The 26,976-nt window shown below is 27.5% G+C and carries 23 protein-coding genes; 20 read left to right on the top strand and 3 right to left on the bottom strand.

Translation table 11 applies throughout. The annotated features are described in order from the left end of the window. Positions 1 to 8: 8 nt before the first annotated feature. The 7 genes from HF520_RS00305 to HF520_RS15315 all read left to right on the top strand — a co-directional run bounded on the left by HF520_RS00305 (position 9) and on the right by HF520_RS15315 (position 7,943). Entirely contained in the window at positions 9 to 296 is a 288-nt protein-coding gene (locus tag HF520_RS00305) for a PTS sugar transporter subunit IIB (RefSeq protein ID WP_168572131.1), read from the top strand. Positions 297 to 324: 28 nt separating this feature from the next. Further along, positions 325 to 1,710: a PTS ascorbate transporter subunit IIC gene (locus HF520_RS00310; RefSeq protein ID WP_168572132.1), complete on the top strand. Its 1,386-nt coding sequence runs from the start codon at positions 325 to 327 to the stop codon at positions 1,708 to 1,710. Between the two features lie 67 nt (positions 1,711 to 1,777). Beyond that, complete coding sequence (locus tag HF520_RS00315; protein ID WP_168572133.1) at positions 1,778 to 3,862, top strand: BglG family transcription antiterminator; 2,085 nt, start codon at positions 1,778 to 1,780, stop codon at positions 3,860 to 3,862. Between the two features lie 569 nt (positions 3,863 to 4,431). Further along, positions 4,432 to 5,196: a hypothetical protein gene (locus HF520_RS00320; protein ID WP_168572134.1), complete on the top strand. Its 765-nt coding sequence runs from the start codon at positions 4,432 to 4,434 to the stop codon at positions 5,194 to 5,196. Between the two features lie 8 nt (positions 5,197 to 5,204). Then, positions 5,205 to 6,740 carry a hypothetical protein gene (locus HF520_RS00325; protein WP_168572135.1) on the top strand — a complete coding sequence of 512 codons (1,536 nt, stop codon included), beginning with the start codon at positions 5,205 to 5,207 and terminating at the stop codon, positions 6,738 to 6,740. A gap of 22 nt (positions 6,741 to 6,762) precedes the next feature. Next, entirely contained in the window at positions 6,763 to 7,443 is a 681-nt protein-coding gene (locus HF520_RS00330) for an ABC transporter ATP-binding protein (protein WP_168572136.1), read from the top strand. Positions 7,444 to 7,811: 368 nt separating this feature from the next. Beyond that, positions 7,812 to 7,943, top strand: a complete 132-nt coding sequence (locus HF520_RS15315; RefSeq protein ID WP_256372436.1) for a hypothetical protein — start codon at positions 7,812 to 7,814, stop codon at positions 7,941 to 7,943. An 80-nt stretch (positions 7,944 to 8,023) separates the two neighbouring features. Here the strand turns inward: HF520_RS15315 and HF520_RS00335 are convergent, their stop codons facing one another. Further along, the gene (locus tag HF520_RS00335) at positions 8,024 to 8,710 is read right to left on the bottom strand and encodes a response regulator transcription factor (RefSeq protein ID WP_168572137.1); all 687 of its coding nucleotides are present in this window, start codon (positions 8,708 to 8,710) and stop codon (positions 8,024 to 8,026) included. A gap of 138 nt (positions 8,711 to 8,848) precedes the next feature. Between HF520_RS00335 and HF520_RS00340 the strand changes: the two genes are divergently transcribed. From HF520_RS00340 to HF520_RS00380, 9 genes are all read left to right on the top strand, one after another. Continuing rightward, positions 8,849 to 10,924: an ATP-binding protein gene (locus HF520_RS00340; protein WP_168572138.1), complete on the top strand. Its 2,076-nt coding sequence runs from the start codon at positions 8,849 to 8,851 to the stop codon at positions 10,922 to 10,924. A 92-nt stretch (positions 10,925 to 11,016) separates the two neighbouring features. Continuing rightward, a complete protein-coding gene (locus HF520_RS00345; RefSeq protein WP_168572139.1) occupies positions 11,017 to 12,369 on the top strand; it encodes a CitMHS family transporter in 1,353 nt (450 codons plus the stop codon). Between the two features lie 219 nt (positions 12,370 to 12,588). Then, positions 12,589 to 13,152, top strand: coding sequence for a beta-class carbonic anhydrase (locus tag HF520_RS00350; protein ID WP_168572140.1), 564 nt, complete (start codon positions 12,589 to 12,591; stop codon positions 13,150 to 13,152). Between the two features lie 395 nt (positions 13,153 to 13,547). Further along, entirely contained in the window at positions 13,548 to 13,832 is a 285-nt protein-coding gene (gene citD / locus HF520_RS00355) for a citrate lyase acyl carrier protein (protein ID WP_168572141.1), read from the top strand. A gap of 11 nt (positions 13,833 to 13,843) precedes the next feature. Further along, positions 13,844 to 14,752, top strand: coding sequence for an aldolase/citrate lyase family protein (locus HF520_RS00360; RefSeq protein ID WP_168572142.1), 909 nt, complete (start codon positions 13,844 to 13,846; stop codon positions 14,750 to 14,752). Next, positions 14,745 to 16,298: a citrate lyase subunit alpha gene (gene citF, locus HF520_RS00365; RefSeq protein WP_168572143.1), complete on the top strand. Its 1,554-nt coding sequence runs from the start codon at positions 14,745 to 14,747 to the stop codon at positions 16,296 to 16,298. Before HF520_RS00360 ends, citF begins: the two co-directional genes overlap by 8 nt. 63 nt (positions 16,299 to 16,361) lie before the next feature. Continuing rightward, positions 16,362 to 17,378, top strand: a complete 1,017-nt coding sequence (gene citC, locus HF520_RS00370) for a [citrate (pro-3S)-lyase] ligase (protein ID WP_168572144.1) — start codon at positions 16,362 to 16,364, stop codon at positions 17,376 to 17,378. 20 nt (positions 17,379 to 17,398) lie between these two features. After that, entirely contained in the window at positions 17,399 to 18,766 is a 1,368-nt protein-coding gene (gene citG / locus HF520_RS00375; RefSeq protein WP_168572145.1) for a triphosphoribosyl-dephospho-CoA synthase CitG, read from the top strand. A 214-nt stretch (positions 18,767 to 18,980) separates the two neighbouring features. Further along, positions 18,981 to 21,275 carry a hydratase gene (locus HF520_RS00380; RefSeq protein ID WP_168572146.1) on the top strand — a complete coding sequence of 765 codons (2,295 nt, stop codon included), beginning with the start codon at positions 18,981 to 18,983 and terminating at the stop codon, positions 21,273 to 21,275. A 314-nt stretch (positions 21,276 to 21,589) separates the two neighbouring features. Here the strand turns inward: HF520_RS00380 and HF520_RS00385 are convergent, their stop codons facing one another. Then, complete coding sequence (locus tag HF520_RS00385; protein WP_168572147.1) at positions 21,590 to 22,267, bottom strand: GntR family transcriptional regulator; 678 nt, start codon at positions 22,265 to 22,267, stop codon at positions 21,590 to 21,592. Positions 22,268 to 22,571: 304 nt separating this feature from the next. Between HF520_RS00385 and HF520_RS00390 the strand changes: the two genes are divergently transcribed. The 4 genes from HF520_RS00390 (at position 22,572) to HF520_RS00405 (ending at position 25,920) form a co-directional block, all read left to right on the top strand. Next, positions 22,572 to 24,035, top strand: a complete 1,464-nt coding sequence (locus HF520_RS00390; RefSeq protein WP_168572148.1) for a pyruvate carboxylase subunit B — start codon at positions 22,572 to 22,574, stop codon at positions 24,033 to 24,035. Positions 24,036 to 24,053: 18 nt separating this feature from the next. Next, the gene (locus tag HF520_RS00395) at positions 24,054 to 24,338 is read left to right on the top strand and encodes an OadG family protein (RefSeq protein WP_168572149.1); all 285 of its coding nucleotides are present in this window, start codon (positions 24,054 to 24,056) and stop codon (positions 24,336 to 24,338) included. A gap of 70 nt (positions 24,339 to 24,408) precedes the next feature. Then, positions 24,409 to 24,762, top strand: coding sequence for a biotin/lipoyl-containing protein (locus tag HF520_RS00400; RefSeq protein WP_168572150.1), 354 nt, complete (start codon positions 24,409 to 24,411; stop codon positions 24,760 to 24,762). Positions 24,763 to 24,789: 27 nt separating this feature from the next. Further along, the gene (locus HF520_RS00405) at positions 24,790 to 25,920 is read left to right on the top strand and encodes a sodium ion-translocating decarboxylase subunit beta (protein ID WP_168572151.1); all 1,131 of its coding nucleotides are present in this window, start codon (positions 24,790 to 24,792) and stop codon (positions 25,918 to 25,920) included. Positions 25,921 to 26,011: 91 nt separating this feature from the next. Here HF520_RS00405 and HF520_RS00410 read toward each other — a convergent pair whose 3' ends face one another. Next, entirely contained in the window at positions 26,012 to 26,941 is a 930-nt protein-coding gene (locus tag HF520_RS00410; protein ID WP_168572152.1) for a LysR family transcriptional regulator, read from the bottom strand. Positions 26,942 to 26,976 lie beyond the last annotated feature (35 nt).

Below are 26,976 nucleotides of genomic sequence, written 5' to 3' on the forward strand. Positions count from 1 at the left end.
GGATTATTATGAAGATAATAACAGTATGTGGAAATGGAATAGGAAGTAGCTTAATGTTAGCTATGAAGATACAAGAATTATGTGATGCAGAAGGAATAACAGCAGATGTAGAATCTTGTGATGCAAATTCAGCTCCAGGAAAAACTTGTGATTTATATGTAACAGTAAAAGAATTAGCTCCAAACTTAGATCAAAGCAAAACTTTAATAGTAAGAAGTTACACAAATAAGAAAAAGATAAAAGAAGATGTATTAGAATTATTAAAAAGCAAGTCACTAGAATTAAATAATAATTAATAATTAATAATTAATAGGGGATGATTTTATGAGTAGTGTATTAGGCTTTTTCAATGACTTTTTAACTCAACCAGCTTTACTTATGGGATTAATGTCATTTGTAGGATTAGTAGCACTAAAAAGACCAGGACATAAAATTATGTCAGGAACATTAAAACCTATACTAGGGTACTTAATGTTAGGTGCAGGTGCTGATTTCATAACAGCAAATTTAAATCCACTAGGGGAAATGATACAGGCAGGATTTAATATAAACGGAATTATACCAAATAATGAGGCTATAACTTCTTTAGCACAAACTATATTAGGCGTAGAAACGATGTCTATCTTAATAGTTGGACTTTTAGTAAACTTAATAGTAGCAAGATTTACAAAGTTTAAGTATATATTCTTAACAGGTCATCATAGTTTATTTATGGCTTGTTTACTATCAGCAGTTTTACAAACAGCAGGATTCAATGGTGTATCATTAATAGCTATAGGAGGTATTTTCTTAGGAGTAATAAGTGCTATACTTCCAGCTATAGGGCAAAAATACACTCTTAAAGTTACTGATGGTGATGACATAGCAATGGGACACTTTGGTAGTTTAGCATACTACATATCTGCATGGATAGGCTCTAAAGTAGGTAAGCCAGAAGATAGTACTGAAAATATAGAAATACCAGAAAAATGGAGTTTCTTAAGAGATACAACTATATCAACAGCATTAACAATGATGGTATTTTACTTAATAGCAGCAATAGCAGCTGGACCAGAATTTGTAGCAGAGTTATCAGATGGAACAAATATGATATTATTTGCATTAATGAGTGCAATGAAGTTCGCAGTTGGAGTTACAATAGTATACTCTGGTGTTAGAATGATACTAGGTGATTTACTTCCAGCATTCCAAGGTATAGCAATGAAAGTAATACCAAATGCAATACCAGCCGTAGACTGTGCAGTATTCTTTACTTATGCTCAAACAGCAGTTGTTATAGGATTTGTATCAAGTTTTATAGGTGGAATAATAGGAATGTTAATACTAGGAGCTGTAGGTGGAGTTTTAATAATACCAGGATTAGTACCACACTTCTTCTGTGGTGCAACAGCAGGAATATACGGTAACTCAACAGGTGGTAAAAAAGGAGCAATAGTAGGATCATTTATAAATGGATTATTAATAACATTTATACCAGCATTATTACTTCCAGTACTAGGAAACTTAGGATTCCAAAATACAACATTTGGAGATTTTGACTTTGGTATAGTAGGTATCTTAATAGGAAAATTATATGAATACCTTGGTTCTGTAGGTGTAATAGTATTATTAGTAGTATTAGTTGGATGTGTTTTAGTTCCTAACTTTATGAAAACTAAGACTAATGTAATAAATAACTATTATGAAGACGAAGAAAGTGAAACTATATAATTAATATAATACTTATTTTAAGCAAGGCCTTAGGGCCTTGCATTAAGTGTTTTTGGGGGAGAGCATAATGTTAAACTCAAGATGTATAAAAATTTTAGAAATGCTATCTAGAGATGATAACACATACAGTGTAGACTATATAGCAAATAAATTTAATGTATCAAATAGAATGATTAGATATGATATAGACGCTATAAATAACTATTTAAGAAAATATAATATTAATGAAATAGAAAAAAAGCCTAATTCTCCAATTAAGTTAAATATAACTAAAGAAGAAAAAGAAAGTATAGAAAACCTAATAAAAAATCTTAATATTCAAACCTATATACTATCTAATAACGAAAGATGTGGAATCTTATTATATGAACTTTTAAGTTTGAATAACGAATGTACGTACTCTTATCTTCAAGAAAAATTATTAGTAAGTAAAAGTACGATAGTATCTGATTTAAAAAAGGCCAAAGAATGGTTAAAACAGTATGATATAAGTATAGTTAAATCAAGTAATAAGGGGATTTTAATTGAAGGTTTAGAAGTAAATATAAGAAGAGCTATGGCAGACTTATTAATAACAAATAATGAGTACAATATAATGATAACTCTAGAAAAATTATATACAAAAGAAAATTCGGATACAATAAAAAACTTTAGAAAAATACAACTATCATCGAGTAATATAGAATATATAAAAGGATTAGTAAGGGAATTAGAATCAAGCTTTGGCACATTTTCAGATAATGACTTTATGAATATAGTAATATACATATATATAATCGTTAATAGAAACATAGATAAAAGGTTTATAGATGATAATATATACAAATCAATAGAAGTTGAATATACAAAAGAGCACATAGAGGTGTGTAAACTTATAGAGAAGCTGAATGATAAGTTTTCTTTGAACATAAATAAACAAGAAATATGCTATTTATCCTCAATTATATTATCTTCAAGTAAAAATAATAAAAATATATTTGAATCTAAAGATTACTTAGAAGCAAGTAGCTTAGCAAATTCAATAATACTTCAAATAAGAAAGCAATATATAAAAGATTTTAGTATGGATTCAAAGTTATATAAATCCTTTATAAATCATATAAATAATTTAATTTTTAGAATACGATTTAATATACTAACTTATAATCCAGTATGCAGCTTAATAATGAAAAATTACAAAGAAGAGTTTTTAATATCAAAAGATATTTCACAAATTTTTGAAGAAAAATTTAATTGGAAAGCAAATGATGATGAACTAAGTTATATGACAATGTATATATACACAGCAAAAGAAAATATGAAAACAAGGCTAAAAGAAGATAAAAAGAATATAATAATAGCCTGTAATTCCGGATTTGCAACAGCTAGATTATTAGAATATAGAATCAATAATATATTTAATGTTAATATAGTGGCAATAACATCAATACACGATATAAATACATATAAAGATTATGAAGATATAGATTATATAATATCAACAACAGATATAAATAATTGTTACTTTGCACCAGTTATAACAGTTCCAGCTATATTTAATGAAAGTGATGTAGATAATTTAAAACAATACTTAAACTATAAGGTTAATAAAGAAAAAACATATACTGCAAATGATTTAATAAAAATTATAGAAAGTAGTTGTACTATAGAAAATAAAGATAAATTAATTTCAGATATAGAAAAGTACTTAAAGACAGGTAGTAGGAATTTAAAAAGTTTAAAACATTGTATAAGTAAATCTAATATACAGTTAAATGTTGATGCAGATAGCTGGGAAGATGGAGTAAGAATAAGTGCTAAACCACTAATTGATGAAAAAATAATTGAAGAAGGATACGTAGATGCAATTATTGATAATATAAATAAGTTGGGATCTTATATTGTTGTAGATGATATGATAGCTATGCCACATGCAAGGCCTGGAAATTATGTAAATGATTTTGGAATATCGATAACTACTTTTAAGAATCCAATTAAGATTGGGTCTTATGATGATATAAAGATATTTATAACGATATCAAGTCCAGATGATGATAGTCATATAGATTTCATTACTCAGATTATGAAGCTTATAGATAATGAAGAGTTTATAAATTTATTAGAAAATGCATCTTCGAGTGATGACATTTTGGATTATATTAATTATATATAATATTCATTATATATTTTAAGACAAAATTATTTGTACTCATGATAAAATTCTATAAAGTAACATTCAATAATATATTATGATTTTATATATATGTTTCATAATATATTATTAAAACTGGGAGTATATTTATGATATATATTAAATAGATAGACTACTAGATAAGATATAAAAACTACTACAAGGAGATGTTGGTAGAGATACTAATGTCTCTTTTTTATGCAAAAATTAAAGGAGGAAGTAAATATAATGAATTTATGAAAGAATATTTAAAATTATTATCACAATATCCATAAGTTATTTTATATTTATAAAATTTAATTAAAAATTAGAACATTCAAAAGTTTAAATCCTAAATAATGGTAGCTATTATTTAAGTATGGTAAAATAAATTATAATAAATGAAACAAAAAGTAGAATAATTATTTTGATTATTATATAAAGTTACATTATAGGGAATAAAGGGGAATCAAACATATAAAGATTTAAATTTTATATAATACGAAGAAAAATAATAAACCTTACTTTATCTACTTATCAGTTTTATAATTTATTTAAGGGGTGTGGTTGATTTGCTTAATCTAATCAAATTAGAAATTAATAAAATATTTAAACCAGTTCTTATTTCATTAATAATTACGACTCTGGTAACTATGGGTAGTTTAATTAATGTAGTATATACATATTCGGTTCCACATACTTTCGAATTTTGGAATATTTCACTTGATTACATATCTTTATTATTTCCAGTTTTTGTTGTATGTCCTATATGTTGGGTTATGTATGATGAAAGAAAAAATAATTTTATAAAATATACTTTTCCTAGAGTTTCAAAGAAAGAATATTTGCTTTCAAAGTGGATTGTTTGTATATTAAGTTCATTCGTGATTATATTTATACCTATGCTACTAAGTGGAGCGGCTTCTTTCTTATTTTCTAATTACGTTGTTCAACCAAAGTCTTACGAACCTAGTTTTTATACAAATTTATTTATGCCGGATTTTATGGTGAATCATACTTTTCTATACATATTTTTTCATTGTATTTGGGATGGAATTTTGGCAATGATAATAGGAACAATGGGATTTGTATTTTCTCTTTACCTAGATAATATTCTTGTAATACTTACAGCTCCTTTTATTTACTCTATATTGGAGAATTTTATAATGTGTACATTCGGAATGCCGAAAAAGAGATTTGTGGCATCATTTTATATAAATACTATGACAGATACGAATACTTTGAATTTATTAGTTGGACCTACTTTAGCTATTTTATTTATTTTTATCTTTTTAATGTATTTTAAAATATCTAAGAAAAAGATATATGATATTTAGGTGATACCATGAAGTACTTATATAAATTTAAAATGACTAAAATATTATCTAAAAAACTTATTTTTGTATGGTTTGTATTAATTATTTTTAATTTAGATAATAGAATAAATGGAAGTCTTACGCCATTACAATTTATAGTAGAGTCTTTGTCTAATCAGCATTATATAATATATTTTATGATACCAATGTTTTTGCTAATTACTATTTATGATTTAGGCGAAGAAAATGAATATGAATTAATCAGAAGCAAAACATATTGGAATTATTTTAAATCTAAGATATTCATCAGTTGTATATATTCTATTGTATTTGTTTTTTCACAATGTTTAATAATTATTTGTATGTCGATTGGTTTAAAAGGTAATGGATATTATACAAATCTATCTCAGTATGAAGTCCTACAGTTTTACGATAGTAAATTTTCTAATTTAATTATACCTATAGTATATATAGTGTCTTATATGACTTTAGGCTTTATCATGATGAGTCTATTTATTTATACTATTAATCATTTTTTCAAAAAAAATACTGTTGTAAAAATACTTATTGTTACTTGTTTGATGTTTCTTATAAGTATAAATATAGATAGTTTGCCACTAATTTCTCTTTTATTTATTAATACGTACATAATATTACATCATGGTATTATATTTGGGTTTGGTATTTATATAAATATAATAATAGAATTATTATTTATTTTATTGCTTTGCATAGTTAATAAAAAATATTGGAATGTATCTCTTGATTTAAGTTTTGAAAAATTAGCTATAAATAGATATAAAGAACTTTTTTATAGTAAATATGATATTAATAAATACTTTGCAAAAAAATTATTTAGTAAATATAATATGCTATCCATTATATTTGTATTGATTATAATGTGTATGTGGAAATTTATATCTTCAAATGAAAGTCTTTCACTTAATCAATATATAATAAATGTTTTTTCTGGAACATTGATAGGAGAAAAGAACCCAATAGTTATATTAGAAATGTTAGTACTTAATTTAACGCCTATATATTTATCAAGTGTATTTATAGAAGAAGAAAGTAGTTTTAGAACTAGCTATGTTAATATAAGATTGAAAACTAGTTCGAGATGGTTTAGTTCAATTATAAGTGTAGCGTTTAGTTTTTTATTTATATATACAATCATAAATATATTAGTGCCTATTTTACTGGGTACAATACTAAATTTAAGCTATGATACTAGTATGTATCAATTATTATTAATATTTGTAATAAAGCTAATGAATTTAATATTTGAGTTTCTTGTTCTTTTTTCAACTTATAGTATTAGTAAAAATATAACTGTTTCATTTTTCAGTATAATAATTTTAAATCTTATCACCATGTTTGATTTTAAGTTTATTTATTATATACCGTTTGGAATATCAAGTTTACATAGGTACTCATTTATATTAAATCAATATGGAATAAATGATGGTCTACGCTTTAATCATGTGATTATAGAATTACTTGCATTAAATATTATAGTTTTTATTTATTTGAAGCGTACACATAAAAAACTTATAGTACATTAAATTAGGGGGAGAGCAATATATTATGAGCGTTGTAATAAAATTAAAAAATATAAATAAATCATATAAAGGGATTAAAGTTTTAAATAATATAAACCTTGAAATAAATTCTGGTAAAATTATTGGGATTATTGGAGCTAATGGTAGTGGTAAATCAGTACTATTTAAAACTATTTGTGGTTTTATAGCTCCAGATACTGGGGATGTATATATAAGGGGGTTAAAACTTGGAGATAAGATAGATTTTCCTGAAGATGTAGGGATTTTTATCAATGAACCTGGGTATATGAGTTTATTTACTGGATTTATGAATTTGAAATTTCTTGCTGATATAAATAAAAAAATTGATATAAATAAAATACGTAGTACTATGATAAAAGTAGGTCTGGATCCAGATAATGATGTAAAGGTGAAAGACTATTCTCTTGGAATGAAACAAAAATTAGGAATAGCTCAAGCTATAATGGAGGAACAAGATATATTAATCTTGGATGAACCATTTAATGCATTAGATTATAAGACATATGATGATATAAAAAGTATTATTAAATCTTTACAAGATGAAGGAAAGACTATATTATTGACGAGTCATAATTTTAATGATATTGATCAGCTTTGTGATGATATCTATATAATTAATAATGGAGAATTAAGTCTTGCAACAGATGAAATAATTGATAAGTATAGATATAAAAATAGAGGATAGAATTTATATAAAAATTTAATATAAAATAGTGGATATGATTGCTGTGATTCGTCTCCACCATTGAAACCAACGAAAAGATACTAGTATCTTTTTTAATAATTAAAGCAAACTAAAATAATATAATATAAAAAGTAAGCCTATATTATAATATGATGAAGTATATGAAGAAGCAAAAGTAGTATCATAATGGAAAAATGTAGATAATATATAAAGTTTGAAGAAATAGAAAAATTATATTTCTTGGAAGTTATGCAGAAATTAAAATTAGTTGTTAGTCAAATATTAAATAATAAAATTTGATGATATCAGATAATATAAAGTAAAATGTATATAAACGAAAATAATTATTTTGAGAAATAGGTGTACGTATGGAAGAAAGCTTTATAATTTATCAAAGTAAATTTGGAACTATAGAAGTTAAATATAAAGATGACAAAATTATTTTGATAAAAAAGTACCTAAAGAAAAACAAAAGTAAGTATAGCAAGTCAAGTCATTGAAATGACTTGACTAACATGCCCAGAGTGGGAACTTGACGCTTTCTGTCAAGCTTGTGTTACTAGTTCTTATATTAATTATTTCAATTTGGAAGAAAACGATATCCGCTACCACGTACAGTAACAATATACTTTGGGTTTTGAATATCTTCTTCAATTTTATTTCTTAAACGATTAATATATACCATTATAGTATTGTCATCTACAGCAATTGTATGTCCCCAAACATGATTGTAAATCATTTCCTTAGTAAAAACTTTATTTGGATTTTTCATGAATAAAAGAATAAAGTTACTTTCCTTAGCCGTAAGAGTTATCTCTTTATTGTTTTTATAAAAACGAAGGGTTGAAGTATCGTATTTAAAACAACCACATTCAATAATGTGATTATTATTTACAATTTGTTTTTTGGTGCGTCTAATAAGAGCTTTAATTTTAGCACCGATAATTAAAGGTCGAAACGGCTTTGTAACGTAATCATCAGCACCAATAGATAGGCCGTATAGTGCATCATAATCCTCGCAAGTGCCACTAATTATGATAATAGGTGATAATATATTGCTATTACGTAATTTTTTAATAACATCAAATCCTTCCATATCACCCAAATTAATGTCCATTAAAATAACATCATATTCTGTGTTCATAGCTAAGCTTAAAGCTTCTGTGCCACTATTAGCAATATCAGAGTATAGTTCGTTGCTATCAACTACTTTTTTTAATAGTTTACATATAGCAATATCATCATCAACAATTAAAACTTTATCCATTGAATAATCCTCCATACAATTCGCTTTTAAAATATAAAAATAATTTAGAAAATTTTATATTTAATAAATAGCCAATATTTATTATAATTGATTTAAATACATATGTCTAGTTAAGAAAATTATTTAAAGGTGAGTATTGTGAAAGAGAAAAAAATTATACATATTATTGTTATTATTATTTTAACAATAATTTCGGCAGGGGTTATTAATACGGGATTATCAACATTGACAAAATATAAGACAGAAAGCGTTAATATGCAAAAGGAGCAATTACAGATTATTGCACAAACATTATCAGAATATATTAAAGAAATTATATTGCATAAAGCACAAATACTAGATGTAAAATGTGAAAATATTGAATTTAGCAATAGTAATGAAAATTTTATTTTGATAGGTGAAGATGATAATACAATAGATAATGGAAAATACATTAATATATTTAAAGAACAGTATGGATATACACAAGTAACTAATGATATTAAGTTGGTTGCATATGACGATAATGGAAAAATTTCTTGTGTATTAATAAGGCAGTTAGATAGTAATATTTCTGTTGGTATGATAATAGATTTACAATTATATTATAAAAAATTTATATCAAAAATTAAGGTAGGTAAAAATGGGTATATTGTGGTTAAGAATTCGGATGGAATTATTTTAATGCATCCAGAAGATACCCAATTAGGAATTAAAGTGATTGAGGGAAGAGAAGAACTTTATCCAGATTTAGACTTAACAAGTTTAAAGGAATTATTTAATTTTCAATCTATAAATGAAAGTGGAGTAAAAGAGTATAACTCTTACTGGTGGACGAAAGAAGAAATTACAGATGTGAAAAAAATAGCAGCACATTCACAAGTGAATTTTGCATCAGATTATATCATTGTTTCTGCAGTTACAGATTATGATGATATATATAAGCCTTTAGAAGAGGGATATAAAAGTATATTTAATATGATTTTTACGGTAACTGTGATAATACTGGTATTCTTGATATATATAGCATATCTTATTATTAAAGGCAATAAAAATAGGGAGGAAATTTTATACTTAAGAGAATTAAATGATATTTTAGAAGAAACTAGAAGAAAAGAAGAAACTATGTTACATCAACAAAGATTACAAATAATGGGAAAAATGACTGGTAGTATAGCTCACGAGTTTAATAATTTATTAACACCAATAATAGGTTATGCAGAGTTACTAAAGTGTAGTTTATTGAATGATTCAGAAGAATTTGAGTACTCTCAAGAAATATTAAAATCAGCGGATAGTGCGCAACAAATTATTAAGAATATTTCTAAATTAAGTAGGAAAAATATAGAAACGGTTTTCAAATTTATTCATTGTAGGTACTTATTTGAAAATATGATTAAAATGCTTATTCCATTAATACCATCTAATATTAGATTAATAGAAATATATAATATAGAACCTGATAAAGGAATTCTTTGCAATGAAACTCAAATGTATCAGGCAATTCTAAATCTATGTGTAAATGCATTTGATGCAATAGGAGATAAAGATGATGGGGTAGTAGAGTTCTGTTGGGAGATTGAAAATGAACAAATTACAATTAAAATTAAAGATAATGGATGTGGTATGGAAAAGCTTATCCAAGAGCAAATATTTGATCCATTTTTTACAACTAAAATAAATGGACAAGGTACAGGGCTTGGACTTTCAATGGTAGACCAAATTGTACATAGTCATAAAGGTAGAATAGAAATAGATAGTAAAGTTAATATAGGAACAACTTTTACTTTATGTTTTCCATTAGCAATAGAATCAAAAATAAGAATAGGAGATAGTAAAAAACTTAATAGAAGTAAAATTGAAGTTTTAATTTTAGATGATAACAAAAAAGTAATGAGCTTGTTAAAAAGAGGTTTAGAAGAATATGAAATAAATGCTGATACTTGCAGTGGAGTAGAAGAAGCATTAATTTTAATAGAAGAAAATTCATATGACATTGTATTGATAGATCAGCAATTATCAAATTTAAAGACAAATAAGGATGGGCTTAATATAGCAGAATTAATAGCTATAAAATTTCCGCATATAAATAAAATAATTATGGTTGATCAAATTAAAAAAGAAATTGTAGAAGCTAAGCGAAATGGATTTATAGATGAGTTTATAGAAAAACCTGTATCTGTAAATACAATTATTGATATGATTTATCGAAGATATAATCTTAAAAAAAATTAAGGTAAATCTTACATTTTTTTAAGTAGAAAACGATATCCCTGTAAGATTAAGATGATATTATGTAGATAACAACTTAAATGGAGGGGATTAAAATGAGTGAAACAATGCTTGGAATCGTTGGTTTTTTAACAATTGGTATGGTAATATTCTTATTATTAAGAAATATAGCAATACCATCATTAGCTTTTATAACAGCGTCAACAATAACATCAGTTATATTAGTGTTGACAGGAACTTTCAAACTTAATGAAGTAGGAGAGTTTATAAAATTAGGTGTAGGGGGAACATCGCCAACAGCATGTCTATTCTTATTCTCAGTATTATTCTTTGGAATTATGACAGATGCAGGAATGTTTGATAGAATCATAAATGCACTTGTTAAGAAAGTTGGAGATAATGTTGTTGGTGTTGCAGTTATGACATGTATTATTGCAATTATAGGTCACTTAGATGGTTCAGGAGCATCGACATTTTTAATTACAATACCAGCTATGTTACCAATATATAAAAAATTAAATATGAGACCAACAACTCTTATGTTAATATGTGTAACAGCAATGGGTGTTATGAACTTAATGCCGTGGGGTGGGCCAACAATGAGAGCCGCTTCAGTAGTTGGGATAGATGCAAATGTATTATGGTCAAAATTAATGCCAATGCAAGGTGTAGGATTAGTTGTAGCATTATTAACAGCAGTTATATGGGGAAAAATAGAAGTTCGCCGTGGAGCTGGCGCTCATGCAAAGTTATCAACAAATATAGGAAATGGATATAGTGAAGATTTAGATCAAGAATTTAATAAAGAAGATAAAAATAACGAATTTGCAAGACCTAAGAACTTTTTAGTTAATATTATATTAACTCTAGTATTAATTATATCACTTGTATTCTTACCAGTACCTACATACTTAATATTTATGGTTGGTTGTTCTTTAGCTATATTTATAAACTATCCAAATGTAAAGTTACAAAGTAAGATAATAAAGAGACATTCAGAAGCAGCAATAATGATGTCATCGACATTATTTTCAGCAGGTGTGTTCCTTGGAATACTTGAAGAATCTGGATTAATGGAACATATGGCAAATATTTTAGCAAGTATATTACCAGAAGTATTAGGGCCATATTTACCAATATTAATAGGTGTATTATCAGTACCATTAACACTTCTATTCTGTACAGATGCATATTTCTATGGATTATTACCAGTATTAATAAGTTTAGGAAATGCTTTTGGTGTAGATCCTGTGCAAACAGCTATATCAATGGTAGTATGTAGAAACTGTGCAACATTTATAAGTCCGGTTGTACCAGCAACATTCTTAGGTACTGGATTAGCAGGGGTAGAAATTAAAGACCATATTAAAAGCTCATTCCTATGGATTTGGGGAGTTAGTGGAATATGTCTGTTAGCAGGACTTATATTCGGAATTATACAATTCTAGGTAATAGTAAGATTAAGAAAAATTTATATAGTTTTAGTTAGTAGAACTTAATAACTTACTTAAATAAAATGCTACAATTAGAAACTGACATCTTTTTAAAGATGTCAGTTTTATTTTAACATTACTTAATTGATAATTGTAAATTAATGTAATCATTAATGAAACATTTAACGTTTATAAATATTTGAAATTTAATATATCATAAAAAGGGAGATATAAATGAAAAAATTAGATAGCATATTACAATACAATTATGAATTTGTTAAAGATGAAAAGTATAAGGTATTTGAAACATCAAAACATCCGGAAAAGAAAATTCTAATATTAGGATGTATGGATACTAGACTGATAGAGTTATTACCTAAAGCAATGAACATTAAGAATGGAGATGCTAAAATCATAAAGAATGCAGGCGGTATAATAACTGATTCATTTGGTCATGAAATGAGAAGTATTATTATTTCTGTATATGAATTTAATATAGATGAGATATATATAGTAGGTCATCATAAATGTGGGGTATGTAAATTAGAATCAGATTATATATTAGATAAAGCTGTAGAAAGAGGAATATCTAAAGATACTATAAATATGATAAAAGCTTCAAGCGTAGATCTAGAAAAATGGCTTACAGGATTTGAAACAGTAGAAATGTCAGTTGCGAATAGTGTAAATATAGTTAAAAATCATCCTTTACTACCTAAAGAATTAATAGTACATGGCATGGTAATATGTCCTGAAACAGGCAAACTAGATGTTATTATAAATGGATACAATAATTAGTATAAAAATAAAATAATGAATTAACATTATGTAAGTGTACTAAAATAGGCAATATCAACGGGTGATATTGCTTGTTTTTGGTGTGCTTAGAATGAACAATAACTTGATAGTGAAAGTGGGTTGCAGATTTGATAATAATAACTGGTAGTTAAAAATTATTTAACTATAAGCGCAGAAAATAATGAACCTAATTAGAAAAGCACTAAAAAAACAATTGATATAAAGTTTGATAAATATTGAAATATTAACGTTTAGAGATATATATATAAATAGACACATTAAAAGAACAATTCAATATATTGAACAAAGAAAACATTATATATATAATGAACATTGAATTTGCTATTAAATTTATTAAAGTAACATATACATACCGAATAGTAGGAGGAAAACTTATGGAACTTAAAGTAATTGCTAGTGCTGGAACATTAGAATCCAGTGATATACAAATCATAATAGAACCAAGTAATGATGGAATATCTATAGAATTAGAAAGTGCAGTGAAAGTTCAATTTGGGGAGCAAATTGAAAATGTTATAAAAGAAACATTGAAATCCCTTAATGTAGAAAATGCAAAGATATTTGCAAACGATAAAGGTGCAATAGATTCAGTAATAAAAAGTAGAGTTCAAACTGCAGTATACCGTTCTGCAGAGTGTAACGAATACAAGTGGATATAAGGAGGGATTATATGAAATTAAGACGTTCGATGCTATTTGTTCCAGGTAATAACCCAGGAGTAATAAGAGATGTTCACATATATAAGCCAGACTCAGTTATGTTTGACTTAGAAGATGCGGTTGCAATAACAGAAAAGGATTCTGCTAGATTTTTAGTGCATAATATGATAAAAAATCTAGGAGATATATATAAAGAATTAGAAATAGAAACTGTAGTTAGAATAAACGGATTAGCTACTGAGTTTTGGAAAGAAGATTTAAACGCAGTTGTAACAGCAGGTGTAGAAGTTGTAAGAATACCTATGACAGAATCACCAGAAGATGTTATGGTAGTAGATGCCGAAATAGAAAGAATAGAAAAAGAATGTGGTAGGGAAGTTGGATCTACAAAGATAATGGTAGCTGTAGAAACTGCTTTAGGTGTAATGAATAGCTTTGCAATAGCAAAAGCACCTACTAAAAGATTAATAGCTATGGCATTAAGTGGAGAAGATTTCGTAACTAGTATGAAGACTACTAGAACACCAGAAGGAGATGAGTTATACGTTGCTAGAGGTATGGTAGCTATGGCAGCTAGAGCTTGTGGATTAGAAGTATTAGATACAGTTTATGCTGACGTTAACAATGACGAAGGATTCTTAAAAGAAGCTAATTTAATAAAGAGAATGGGATTCGGTGGTAAATCATTAATACATCCAAGACAAATAGAGCTTATACATGATGTTTATACACCAACTGAAAAAGAAATAGCCAAGGCTCAAAAAATAGTTGATGCTACAGCAGAAGCTTTAAAGCAAAACTTAGGAGTATTTACAGTTGATGGGAAAATGGTAGATAAGCCAATCATAGAAAGAGCTCAAAGAGTATTACAACTTGCTGAAGCTGCAGGAGTTTTAATTGGAGGTAACTATAATGAATAATAAAAGAGTAGATTTAAATACTTTAAAAAATATAAAAGGTTATGAAAATAGATTAGCATATGAATCCCCTTTTACAAGTCTTTCTTCGGATAGAAAAGTTAAGTCTGATAATGAAAACATAAAAGACCAAGTTAGAAGAAATAAAATAGTAGATTCATTAAGAGAAGCTATAGAAAAATGTGAAATTAAAGACGGAATGACAATATCTTTTCATCATCACTTCAGAGCTGGTGACAAGTTATTAATGCAAGTTGTTGATATATTAGCTGAAATGGGAATAAAAAAACTAAGAATAGCTGCAAGTTCATTAACTAGTGCACATGATGGTTTAGTTGCACATATAGAAAATGGGGTAGTTAACAGACTTGAAACAAGTGGAATAAGAGGAAAATTAGCAACAGCAGTATCAGAGGGAATATTAGGAGAAAATCCAGCAGTTATAAGGTCCCATGGAGGAAGAGCTAGAGCTATATCATCAGGAGATCTTAAAATAGATGTTGCATTCTTAGCAGTATCATCATCTGACTGTATGGGTAACGGAAATGGTGTAGTAGGAAAATCTATATGTGGAGCTATGGGATACGCTAAAGTTGATGCAGAGCATGCTGAAAAAGTTGTTCTTGTTACAGATACATTAGTTGCATACCCTAACTTCCCACAAAGTATACCTCAAACACAAGTTGACTACGTAGTAGTTGTTGATGAAATTGGAGATTCAAACGGAATAATGTCTGGAGCTACTAGATTTACAAGTAACCCAAAAGAATTATTAATGGCTAAGAGAGCTTTAGATGTTATGAAAGCATCTGGATTATTTGTAGATGGATTCTCTATGCAAACAGGTTCTGGAGGAGCTACATTAGCTGTTACAAGATTTGTTAAAGAAGAAGTAATGAAGAGAAACATAAAGTTAAGTTACGCATTAGGTGGAATAACAGCACCTATGGTAGAATTATTAGAAGAAGGATTAGTAAGTCAATTGTTTGATACTCAAAGTTTTGACTTAATAGCTGCTGAGTCTTGCGGTAAAAATGAAAGACACGTTGAAGTAAGTGCAGATTTCTATGCATCTATAGGAAATAAGTCTGCAGCTGTTAATAAGTTAGATTTTGTATTATTATCAGCTCTTGAAATAGATACAGATTTTAATGTTAATGTTATTTCTGGTTCTGACGGAGTTATAAGAGCTGCCTCAGGTGGACATAGTGATACTGCTGCTATGGCTAAAATATCTATTATAGTTGCACCTCTTACAAGAGGAAGACTTGCAACTATAATAGATAAGGTGACTACAGTTGTTACACCAGGAAGTACAGTTGATGTTGTTGTAACTGATTATGGAGTAATAGTTAATCCAAGAAGACAAGACTTAGTAGAGAAATTTACTCAAGCTGGAATAAAGATGATAACTATGGAAAAAGCTAGAGAGATAGCTATAAAATTAGTTGGAATACCAAAAGAAATAGAATTTGATGAAGACGTTGTAGCTGTAGTTGAATACAGAGATGGTAGTATAATAGATGTTATAAAGAAAACTAAAAAATAGTATTTAAAAAGGTATTGTATTTAACAATACCTTTTTAAAAATATAAAATAAAAGGAAGAAAAAATGTATTATAATGTGGATAGTATAAATTTAAACTCTAGCTATGACAAAAATGAAGTAAAATCATTTCTAAAGAGGTTTGAACTAAATTATGAAGATGTAGACTATAGTGTTGTTATAAGAGAAAATAATGAAATAATTGCGACTTGTTCAAAAAAAGAAAACGTAATAAAATGTTTTGCAATAGATGAAAACTATCAAGGCTTAGGACTATCTAACACATTGATATCTAAAATTACAGAAAAATTATTTTTAGAGAAAAGGTACCATAGTTTTATATTCACTAAGCCAGAAAACCAATATTTATTTGAAGGATTAAATTACAAAAACATATTTACAACTAATAAAGTTAGTTTATTAGAATCAGGAAATAAAAACATAAATAACTCATTAGAGAAGTTAAAACAAGAATATAATATAAGCTCAGATAAAGAATATGCAACTATAGTAATGAATTGTAATCCATTTACTCTAGGTCATAGATATTTAATTGAACGAGCAAGTGAAGAAAATGAAAATGTAATAATTTTTGTGGTAGAAGAAGATAAGTCTGTATTTCCTTTTAACATTAGATATGAAATGGTTAAAAAAGGAACTGAAGATTTAAAGAATGTTATAGTTGTCCCAGCTGGAGAGTATATAATATCATCAGCCACATTTCCAACTTATTTTTTTAAGAAAAATGATAATACTTTAAAAGAATACACAAAATTAGATTGTAATATATTTGGGAAGTATTTTGTACCTAAATTTAATATAATAAAAAGGTATATAGGAAGTGAGCCGAGTTGTGAGGTTACAAATATATACAATGAAACTCTAAATGAAGTTTTACCTAAATATAATGTAAAAGTGAATGTTGTTGAAAGAAAAGAAATAAATTATAAACCAATCAGTGCATCTAGAGTAAGACAACTATTAAAAGATAGTAATATTGAAGAAGTAAAGAAACTAGTTCCTAAAACAACTATAGAAATTTTAAATAGTGAGGATGGTGAAACAGCTATAAGTAAGCTATAGCAGTTTATTTGTGCTTAATAATGATAGATACCAAAGCAATTGAAGAATTTTTATATGACAGAGAATTAAGAGTTAAATATCAAGAAAATTTGATAAAACAATATGAAAACAAAACACTGGTAACAGTAAGAATAAATTATCCTGGAGTAGAAAAATCAAATTATATAACAGATGACATTGTAAATATAATTTATGAAGAAATAAACACATACTATAGGAAGTATATTGTGTATGATAGAAAATATAAAAATAAAGAAGGTATAATTGGACACTTTTTATTTAATATAGATTTTATAACTGTAAAAAGAATTATGATAGAAATCGAAGAAAGTCATATACTAGGTAGATGTGTAGATATAGATGTATATACTTATAAAGATGGAGAAGTTATAGGAATTTCAAGAAGTGATTTATATAAAAAATCTAGAAAATGTTTTATATGCGATTTAGAGGCTAAAATCTGCTCAAGAGCTCAAAGTCATACAATAGAAGAGATAAAAAAATATTTTGAAGAGATGTATAAGCTTTATAAGAAAAAAGATCATGAAGCAGAGCAACTATCATATGGAATATCTCAATTAGCTCTTAAAGCTATGATAAGTGAAGTATCAACTCATCCATCTTTTGGACTAGTCTCACCAGTAAGCAATGGATCTCATAAAGATATGGACTATTATACTTTTTTAGATAGTGCTGTAGCGATAGCACCTTTCATCAAAACAATGGCAAAGATAGGATATACATATCATAAACCTATTTTAATATTTGAATCAATAAGAAAAGTAGGTATACAATGCGAAAAGGGCATGTTTGAAGCTACAAATAATATAAATACTCATAAGGGCATGATATTTTTAATGGGAATTTGTGCAAGTGCAGTAGCTAAAGTATTATACGAAGAAAAAAGTTTTGATGATATAAAAGACACTATAAAAGAAATGGTAGTAAATATATTGGACGACTTTAAAAATATTCATTTGAAAAATAATCTAACTCATGGAGAAAAACTTTATTTAAATTATGGATTTACTGGCATAAGAGGTGAAGTAAAAAATGGTTTAGAATTAGTATTTGACAAAATCCTTAAAGAATATGAAAATACTACTGTAAAAAGGAATAGTTTTTATACACAAATACTAATACATTTAATGTCTGAAGTTGAAGATAGTACAATTGTATATCGAAAAGATATAGATACACTTAGATGGGTACAAAACAGTGCAAAGGAATTGCTTTTAATTGGAGGAGTAAATACTACTGAAGGGCAAATTAAAATAAAAGAGTTAGAGGATGAATATATAAAAAATAATATTAGTCCAGGGGGATGTGCAGATTTACTTGCTGTAAGTATATTTTTAATGGAAATAAAAGATAAATATTATAATTAGTAGCTATACTCATATTTTTTATATGAGTATAGCTACTAATTATTTCTAAATATACGAACAAAATGTTAAATTAATACCATGATAAGTAAGTATTTTAGCTGTTTCGAAAATTTTTTCTGTTAATTCAATAATTGGGTCAAAACTTGTTTTATCAAGTATAGAAAAGAATAATTAATATGTTTTAAATCGAATATAAAATAAGGAGTGTATGGTTATGGTAACATTATATGATAATGGTGTTTATGTAATAAATGGAACAGAGATAATTGATGAAAATAAAAAAGAACTACTTATAGATAAGGTTGGTAATATACTGACAAAAGAAGAAGCTAAAAAAGGAACTATCACATATTCAATATTAGAAAAACATAATACATCTAATAATATGCAAAAGCTTAAAATAAAATTTGATGCAATGGCATCTCATGATATAACTTTTGTAGGTATAATACAAACGGCTAAAGCAAGTGGCCTTAAGAAATTTCCGATACCTTATGTATTGACTAATTGTCATAATAGTTTAAATGCAGTTGGAGGAACAATAAACGAAGATGATCATATGTTTGGGCTATCTGCAGCTAAAAAATATGGAGGTATATATGTTCCACCACATATGGCAGTTATACATCAATATATGAGAGAAATGATGGCTGGATGTGGAAAGATGATATTAGGATCAGATAGCCATACTAGATACGGATCACTTGGAACTATGGCAATAGGAGAAGGTGGTGGAGAGCTTGTCAAACAGCTACTATGTGATACTTATGATATAGATTATCCAGAAGTAGTAGGTGTATATCTAACAGGAAAGCCGCATCCTGCAGTAGGTCCACAAGATATAGCATTAGCTATAATAGGAAAAGTATTCAAAAATGGATATGTTAAAAATAAAGTTATGGAATTTATAGGACCAGGTGTGTCTAATATGACAACTGACTATAGAAATGGAATAGATGTTATGACAACAGAGACAACATGCTTATCATCTATATGGAGAACTGATGAAGATACTAAAGCATACTTAAGTGCTCATGGTAGAGAAAATGATTATAAAGAATTAAATCCTAGGGAAGTAGCTTATTATGATGGGATGGTATATATAGATTTAAGTACAGTAAAGCCAATGATAGCCTTACCATTCCATCCAAGTAATGTGTATGAAATAGAATATTTAAACAATAACCTAGAAATAGTATTAAAAGAGATAGAAGAAGAGGGAAAGAAAATAATAGATAATCCTAATATAGAATTTAATTTAAGAAATAAAATAGTTGATGGTAAGTTAAAAGTAGATCAAGGTATAATAGCAGGATGTGCTGGAGGAACTTATAGTAGTATAATGGAAGCAGCTAAAATATTAAAAGGAAAGAGTTGTGGAAATGATGAGTTTTCGTTATCAATATATCCATCATCTCAACCAGTTATGATGGAGTTAGTTAAAAATGGAGCAATATCAGATTGTATGGCAGCAGGTGCTACTATAAGAACTGCATTTTGCGGACCATGCTTTGGAGCAGGTGATACACCAGCAAATGGAGCATTATCAATAAGACATACAACTAGAAATTTCCCTAATAGAGAAGGTTCAAAGCCAGGCAATGGTCAAATATCTTCAGTAGCATTAATGGATGCTAGAAGCATAGCAGCAACTGCATCAAATGGTGGAATATTAACTCCTGCAACTGATTTTGAAATGGATTATTCATCTTTTGATAATTATAACTTTGATACTAGTTCATATGATAGTAGAATATATAATGGATATGTAGCACCACAAGAAGAAGCAGAGTTAAAGTATGGACCAAATATAAAAGATTGGCCAGAAATGAGTAGCTTAACAAATAATATATTGATGCAAGTTGCATCTGTAATAACAGACCCTATCACTACAACTGATGAATTAATACCATCAGGAGAGACATCATCATATCGTTCTAATCCTTTAGGACTTGCTGAATTTACATTATCTAGAAGAGATCCTGATTATGTAAATAGAGCAAAAGCTGTTAATAAATTAGAAAAAGCAAGAATGAAAAATATAGATCCAACAACTTTAGATAGTGAATTAACAGAAGTGTTTAACAAAATAAAAACTATAGGCTTTCAAGTTAAACCTTTAGAAACAGGGATTGGAAGTGTTATTTATGCTAACAAACCGGGAGATGGATCTGCGAGAGAACAAGCAGCATCTTGCCAAAGAGTATTAGGTGGTATAGCTAATATAGCAAAAGAATATGCTACAAAACGTTATCGTTCAAACTTAATGAATTGGGGAATGATACCATTTTTAACTAATGAAGATATTAAGTTTAATGTTGGAGATTATATATTTGTTCCTAGTATAAAAGAAATATTAAGCAGTGGAGATATGTCTGATATAAAAGCATATGTAATAAATGATAAAATAGAAGAAATAAATTTATATATAGCAGATATGACACTTGATGAAAAGAAAATAGTAAGTGCAGGTTCTTTAATAAATCACAATAGAAATAAAGTGAGATAATAGATAAAAATAAACATTACTTTATATAAAAATATTTAATACAAATATAAGATTAACTTAAATAATAAGATAGACTTCTATTTGTTTTTAAAGATATGCTCTGTTTATGAAAATAGCATTAACTTAATAATAAACAGAGCATATTGTTTTATTAAAATATATATTTACTAATATTAAAATACAGCTAAATATATTACACTATATAAGTGAAGATAAGTATAAAAACGTGTAAATTTTTAAAATGGAAAAGTGTATATTATTTAGTTGAAATAATATACACTAGGTAACATACACTTTATAAATTGTAAAGATATTTATATCTTCTTAGACACTACGTTGATAGAAACATTAAGGTGTTTTTTTATAGTTTCAATACCTAGATCTCTATCTTTATTGACAATACATTCTAAAATTAAAGCATGTTCATTTATAGCTTCGATGCGTCTAGTTTTATCCTGAATTGATATTGTTCTAAATCTTTGAAGATAGCTATTTAGATTAGCTATTAAAGAAGGTAATATTTGCATTTTACTAGATTTATAAATTAACCAGTTAAATTCTTCAAATAATTTAACTATTTCATCAACATTATCCTCTTCATGCATCCTTTGTGATTCTAAAATATTTTTATTTATTAAAACGATTTCCTCATCTGTTATATTAGTGATTGCTGTTTCTAAAATTAATATCTCCAAAGCTTCCCTTATTTTATATATTTCAAACACATTGTCTTTAGTAATGGATTTTGTAACAACGCCAACTCTAGGTATATACTCAACTAAATTTTCAGCTTCTAATTGCTTCAAAGCATCTCTTACTGGAGTTCTACTTATATTTAATCTAGAAGCATATTCTTTTTCTATAATTCGCTCTCCAACAGGAATTGTTCCACTTATTAAGACATTTTTTAAGCTTTCATAGACAACTTCACGGATTGGTCTATTTTGAGTTAAATCCGTATTATTCACAAATTCGTCAAGCCAATTAGTCATATAAAATACCCCTTTCATATAATGATTTATTATATATATTACAACAAAAGATGATGAAATTCTACTAAATAAAAGTTATTTTACATAGGAAATTGAGTAATTTTGGTAGCTGAAAAACATCAAAAAAACATGAAATACAGTAAAAAAACTTGGGGCATATATACTAAAAATATATAATATAAATTGTTACAATTGAATATAAAATAATTTATTTATCTCAAATTGTAATATTAATAATATTAATAAATTTGATAAATTTAGTTAGTGGAAAATATATGAGATATACGAAGGAGATTGATAATAAGTGAATGAATTAAAAATAACTGAAACTGCGTTAAGAGATGGGCATCAATCTTTAATAGCAACAAGGTTAAAAACAGATGAAATAGTACCTATTCTTAAGAAGATGGATGAAGTAGGATATCATGCAATGGAAGTATGGGGTGGAGCAACATTTGATGCATGTATACGTTTTTTAGATGAAGATCCATGGGAAAGGTTAAGAGTAATTAGAAAGAATGTAAAAAATACTAAATTACAAATGCTTTTAAGAGGTCAAAATTTGCTAGGATACAGACATTATGCAGATGATATTGTTGACAAATTTATAGAGTTATCTATAAAAAATGGTATAGATATAATAAGAGTATTTGATGCATTAAATGATGTGAAGAACTTAGAAGCTTCTATGAAGGCTATAAAGAAGTATAATGGTCATTGTCAATGTGCTATATCTTATACAACAAGTCCAATACATACAACAGAGTACTATTTAGAATTAGTACAAACTGTAGAAAAAATGGGTGCGGATTCTATATGTATAAAAGATATGGCCGGAGTACTTACACCATACAACGCTTATGATTTAGTAAAGCGTATGAAAGAAATAACTAAATTACCAATAGAATTACATACACACTGTACAGGTGGAATAGCTGAAATGACTTATATGAAAGCTGTAGAAGCAGGTGTAGATATAATAGACTGTGCAATTTCACCATTTAGTGGAGGAACTTCTCAACCACCAACAGAATCGCTTGCGGTAACATTTAGTGAAATTGATAGAAATCCAAAACTTAACATGGAAAGCTTATTAGAAGTTGCAGAGTACTTTAAGCCTATAAGAGATAAGTATATGCAAGAAGGAATATTAAATACTAAAGTATTGCTAACAGATCCTCAAACTTTAAAATATCAAGTTCCAGGAGGAATGTTATCTAACTTATTATCTCAGTTAGCACAACAAAATGCATCTGGTAAATATGAAGATGTATTAAAAGAAGTTCCTAGAGTTAGAAAAGATTTAGGATATCCGCCATTAGTTACTCCGCTTAGTCAAATGGTTGGAACACAGGCATTATTCAACGTATTAACAGGAGAAAGATATAAGCTAGTACCAAAAGAAATAAAAGATTACGTAAAAGGATTATATGGAACAGCTCCAGCATCCACAGAACAAATTTTCTATAAAAAAATATTTATGGTAAAAGGATTATATGGAACAGCTCCAGCTCCTATAGATAAGAAAATAAAACAAAAGATAATAGGTGATGAAGAGATAATAACAGTAAGACCAGCAGATTTAATAGAAGCAGAATTTGAAGCTATGAAAAAAGCAATAGGTGAACTTGCTAAGAATGATGAAGATGTTTTAGCATATGCTTTATTCCCACAAGTAGCTCCAAATTTCTTAAACAATAAATATAATCCAAAAGCTAAAATAGAAGAAAATGAAGATAGTATACAATATATAACTGTAACTATGTAGAGAATAGGTGATAAAATTATGAATTTAATGGAAGCATTATCAATAGCAGTATCAAGTATGGCAATAGTGTTTTTAACATTACTAGTAATTTCACTTGTACTTGAATCATTTAAGATAATATTTAAAGAAAAAACAAGTACAAAAGACAATAATAAAGCTAATGATGAAATGATATTAACTAGAGATATTGACGCAATAGATGAAGAAGAAAAAGTTGTAGTAGCATTAGCTGCATCAATAATGGCAGGAGAAGGAAAAGTAAACCCAAATCTTCATGTAAAAAAGATATCAAGAATAAAATAAGTAAAATATAGATATCAGAGAAATTAATATTTATAAAATATAATAGTATATAAAATAAGGAGAAATGAAAATGAGTGCAAAAACATATCATATAAAGTTAAATGGAAAAGTATACGAAGTTGAAATAGAAGAAGTAAAGCAAGGAACAGTGGTAAAGCAACAAGTTACTAACACAGCAGCTCCAAAAGCTACATCTAAAACATCAGGAACTGGAGAAAAAGTAAGTGCACCAATGCCAGGAACTATACTTAATGTACTAGTTAAAGAAGGAGAAACAGTTAAAAAGGGACAAGTATTAGTAATTCTTGAAGCGATGAAGATGGAAAATGAAATAGTAGCGCCTGTAGATGGTCAGATAGTATCAGTAAGTGTCGAAAAAGGACAAAACGTAAACCTTGGAGACAGCTTATTACAAATAGCTTAATAAGCTAAATTTAAGGAGGAAGTTTAAATGTTAGAAACAATGATTCAATTTTTTGCTGATTCAGGATTTGCGATGATGACGCCAAAAAATCTTATAGTAATAATGATATCTTGTATATTCTTATACTTAGCAATAGGAAAAGGGTACGAGCCATATTTATTAATACCAATATCAGTAGGTATGTTACTTGCTAATATGCCAGGTGTTGATTTAATGAATCCACCGTCAGAAGGTAAAATAGGTGGATTATTCTACTACTTATATCAAGGGGTTAAGTTAGGTATATTCCCACCATTAATATTCTTGTGTATAGGGGCAAGTACAGATTTCGGACCTATGATAGCTAATCCTAAAACGATGTTATTAGGAGCTGCAGCACAATTTGGCATATTCTTTGCATTCATAGGAGCAATACTCTTAGGATTTACAGGACTACAAGCAGCATCTATAGGTATAATAGGTGGAGCAGATGGACCAACAGCAATACAATTAACAGGTCAATTAGCACCTGAATTATTAGGTACAATAGCTCTTGCAGCATACTCATATATGGCATTAATTCCAGTTATACAGCCACCAATAATAAGAGCGTTAACAACTGAAAAAGAACGTAACGTAAAGATGGAGCAGTTGAGAGTAGTATCTAAAAAAGAGAAAATAATATTCCCAGTGGTAGTTATGATAGTAGTTATAGGATTACTTCCAACAACAGCAGGACTTATAGGAATGCTTATGTTTGGTAATATATTAAAGGAATCAGGAATTGTTCCTAAATTAGTAGAAACAGCTCAAAATTCTTTAATGTATATAGTAACTATATTATTAGGATTAACAGTTGGAGCAACTGCAAATGCAGAAACACTACTTTCAGGACAAACCTTAGGAATAATGGCTATGGGACTTGCAGCATTTTCTGTAGGTACAGCATCAGGAGTGCTATTTGGTAAATTAATGTGTAAGTTAAGTGGAGGAAAGATAAATCCAATGATAGGGGCTGCAGGAGTATCAGCAGTACCTATGGCAGCAAGAGTTGTTCAAAAAATTGGACAAGCAGAAAATCCTTCCAATTTCTTATTGATGCATGCAATGGGACCAAACGTATCAGGAGTTATAGGTTCAGCAGTAGTTGCAGGTATACTATTAAAGTTCTTTGCATAAAAATAGCACTAAATCATAAAATAGTGTAAAATATAATAAAAAATAAAGTCTTACCCAAATAAGGCTTTATTTTTTATGTTTACATTAATACTTATCTATTAAATAATATACGAGGACATGAAGTAAGGGTATCTTTTAATAAATTTATAAAATCTCTTTCAACAGTACTTAAATAAGTGTTTTTTAAATACAATATAGCAATATCCCACTTTATAGGTGAATTTTCAATATCAAACAAATCAAAATCATTAATAGGTTTAGTTGTACTTAATATCATTTCTGAGACAAAGCATACACCAAGCCCCGATGTAGCAAGTCTAAAAGCAGTAGCAGTATTAGAAGTCTGAAATACTACTTTGGGCTTAAAATCATGTGCGTCAAATAACATTTCAGATAAATCTCTAATCCTATGACTTTTTTGAGTAAGTATAAAATCGATGTTAGATAATTGATTAAGAGAAATAATATTAGGATTATTAGGAGTTATACCCATAGATTGTAAGTAACCAGATTTACAAGCTAAACGTATCTTTTCTTCATATAATATTTCACAAATTATTTTTTTATTATCACTAGGCAAAGAAGTCACAACTAAGTCTATTTTTCCAGATAAAAGATAATCCTCTAAAAGATTGGAGTTACCTTCAATAACATCTACCTCAATTCCAGGATACTTATCCTTAAATTTAGGCAAAATAAGAGGTAATATATGGGTACCTCTTACAGAAGGTATGCCAAGTATAATTTTTCCTTTTTTCATATTATTTATATCACTAAATTCTTTTTTTAGATTATTTTCTAAACTAAGTATTTTTTTTGCTGTTTCTATATATATTTCACCAGCATATGTAAGAGATAAAGGATTAGTAGTTCTATCAAATAATTGAATACCTAAATCTTTTTCAATGTTAGATAGTATATTACTTAAAGATGGTTGAGATATAAAAAGATGATTGGATGCTTTTGATATACTTTTAAATTCAGCTATAGCTAAGATATATTTTAATTTTTTTGAGTTCATAAATCCTCCTTAAAATTGAAAAATAATTAACTATA

The organism is Romboutsia sp. CE17 (genome assembly GCF_012317385.1).
Classification (GTDB): Bacteria; Bacillota; Clostridia; order Peptostreptococcales; family Peptostreptococcaceae; genus Romboutsia_E.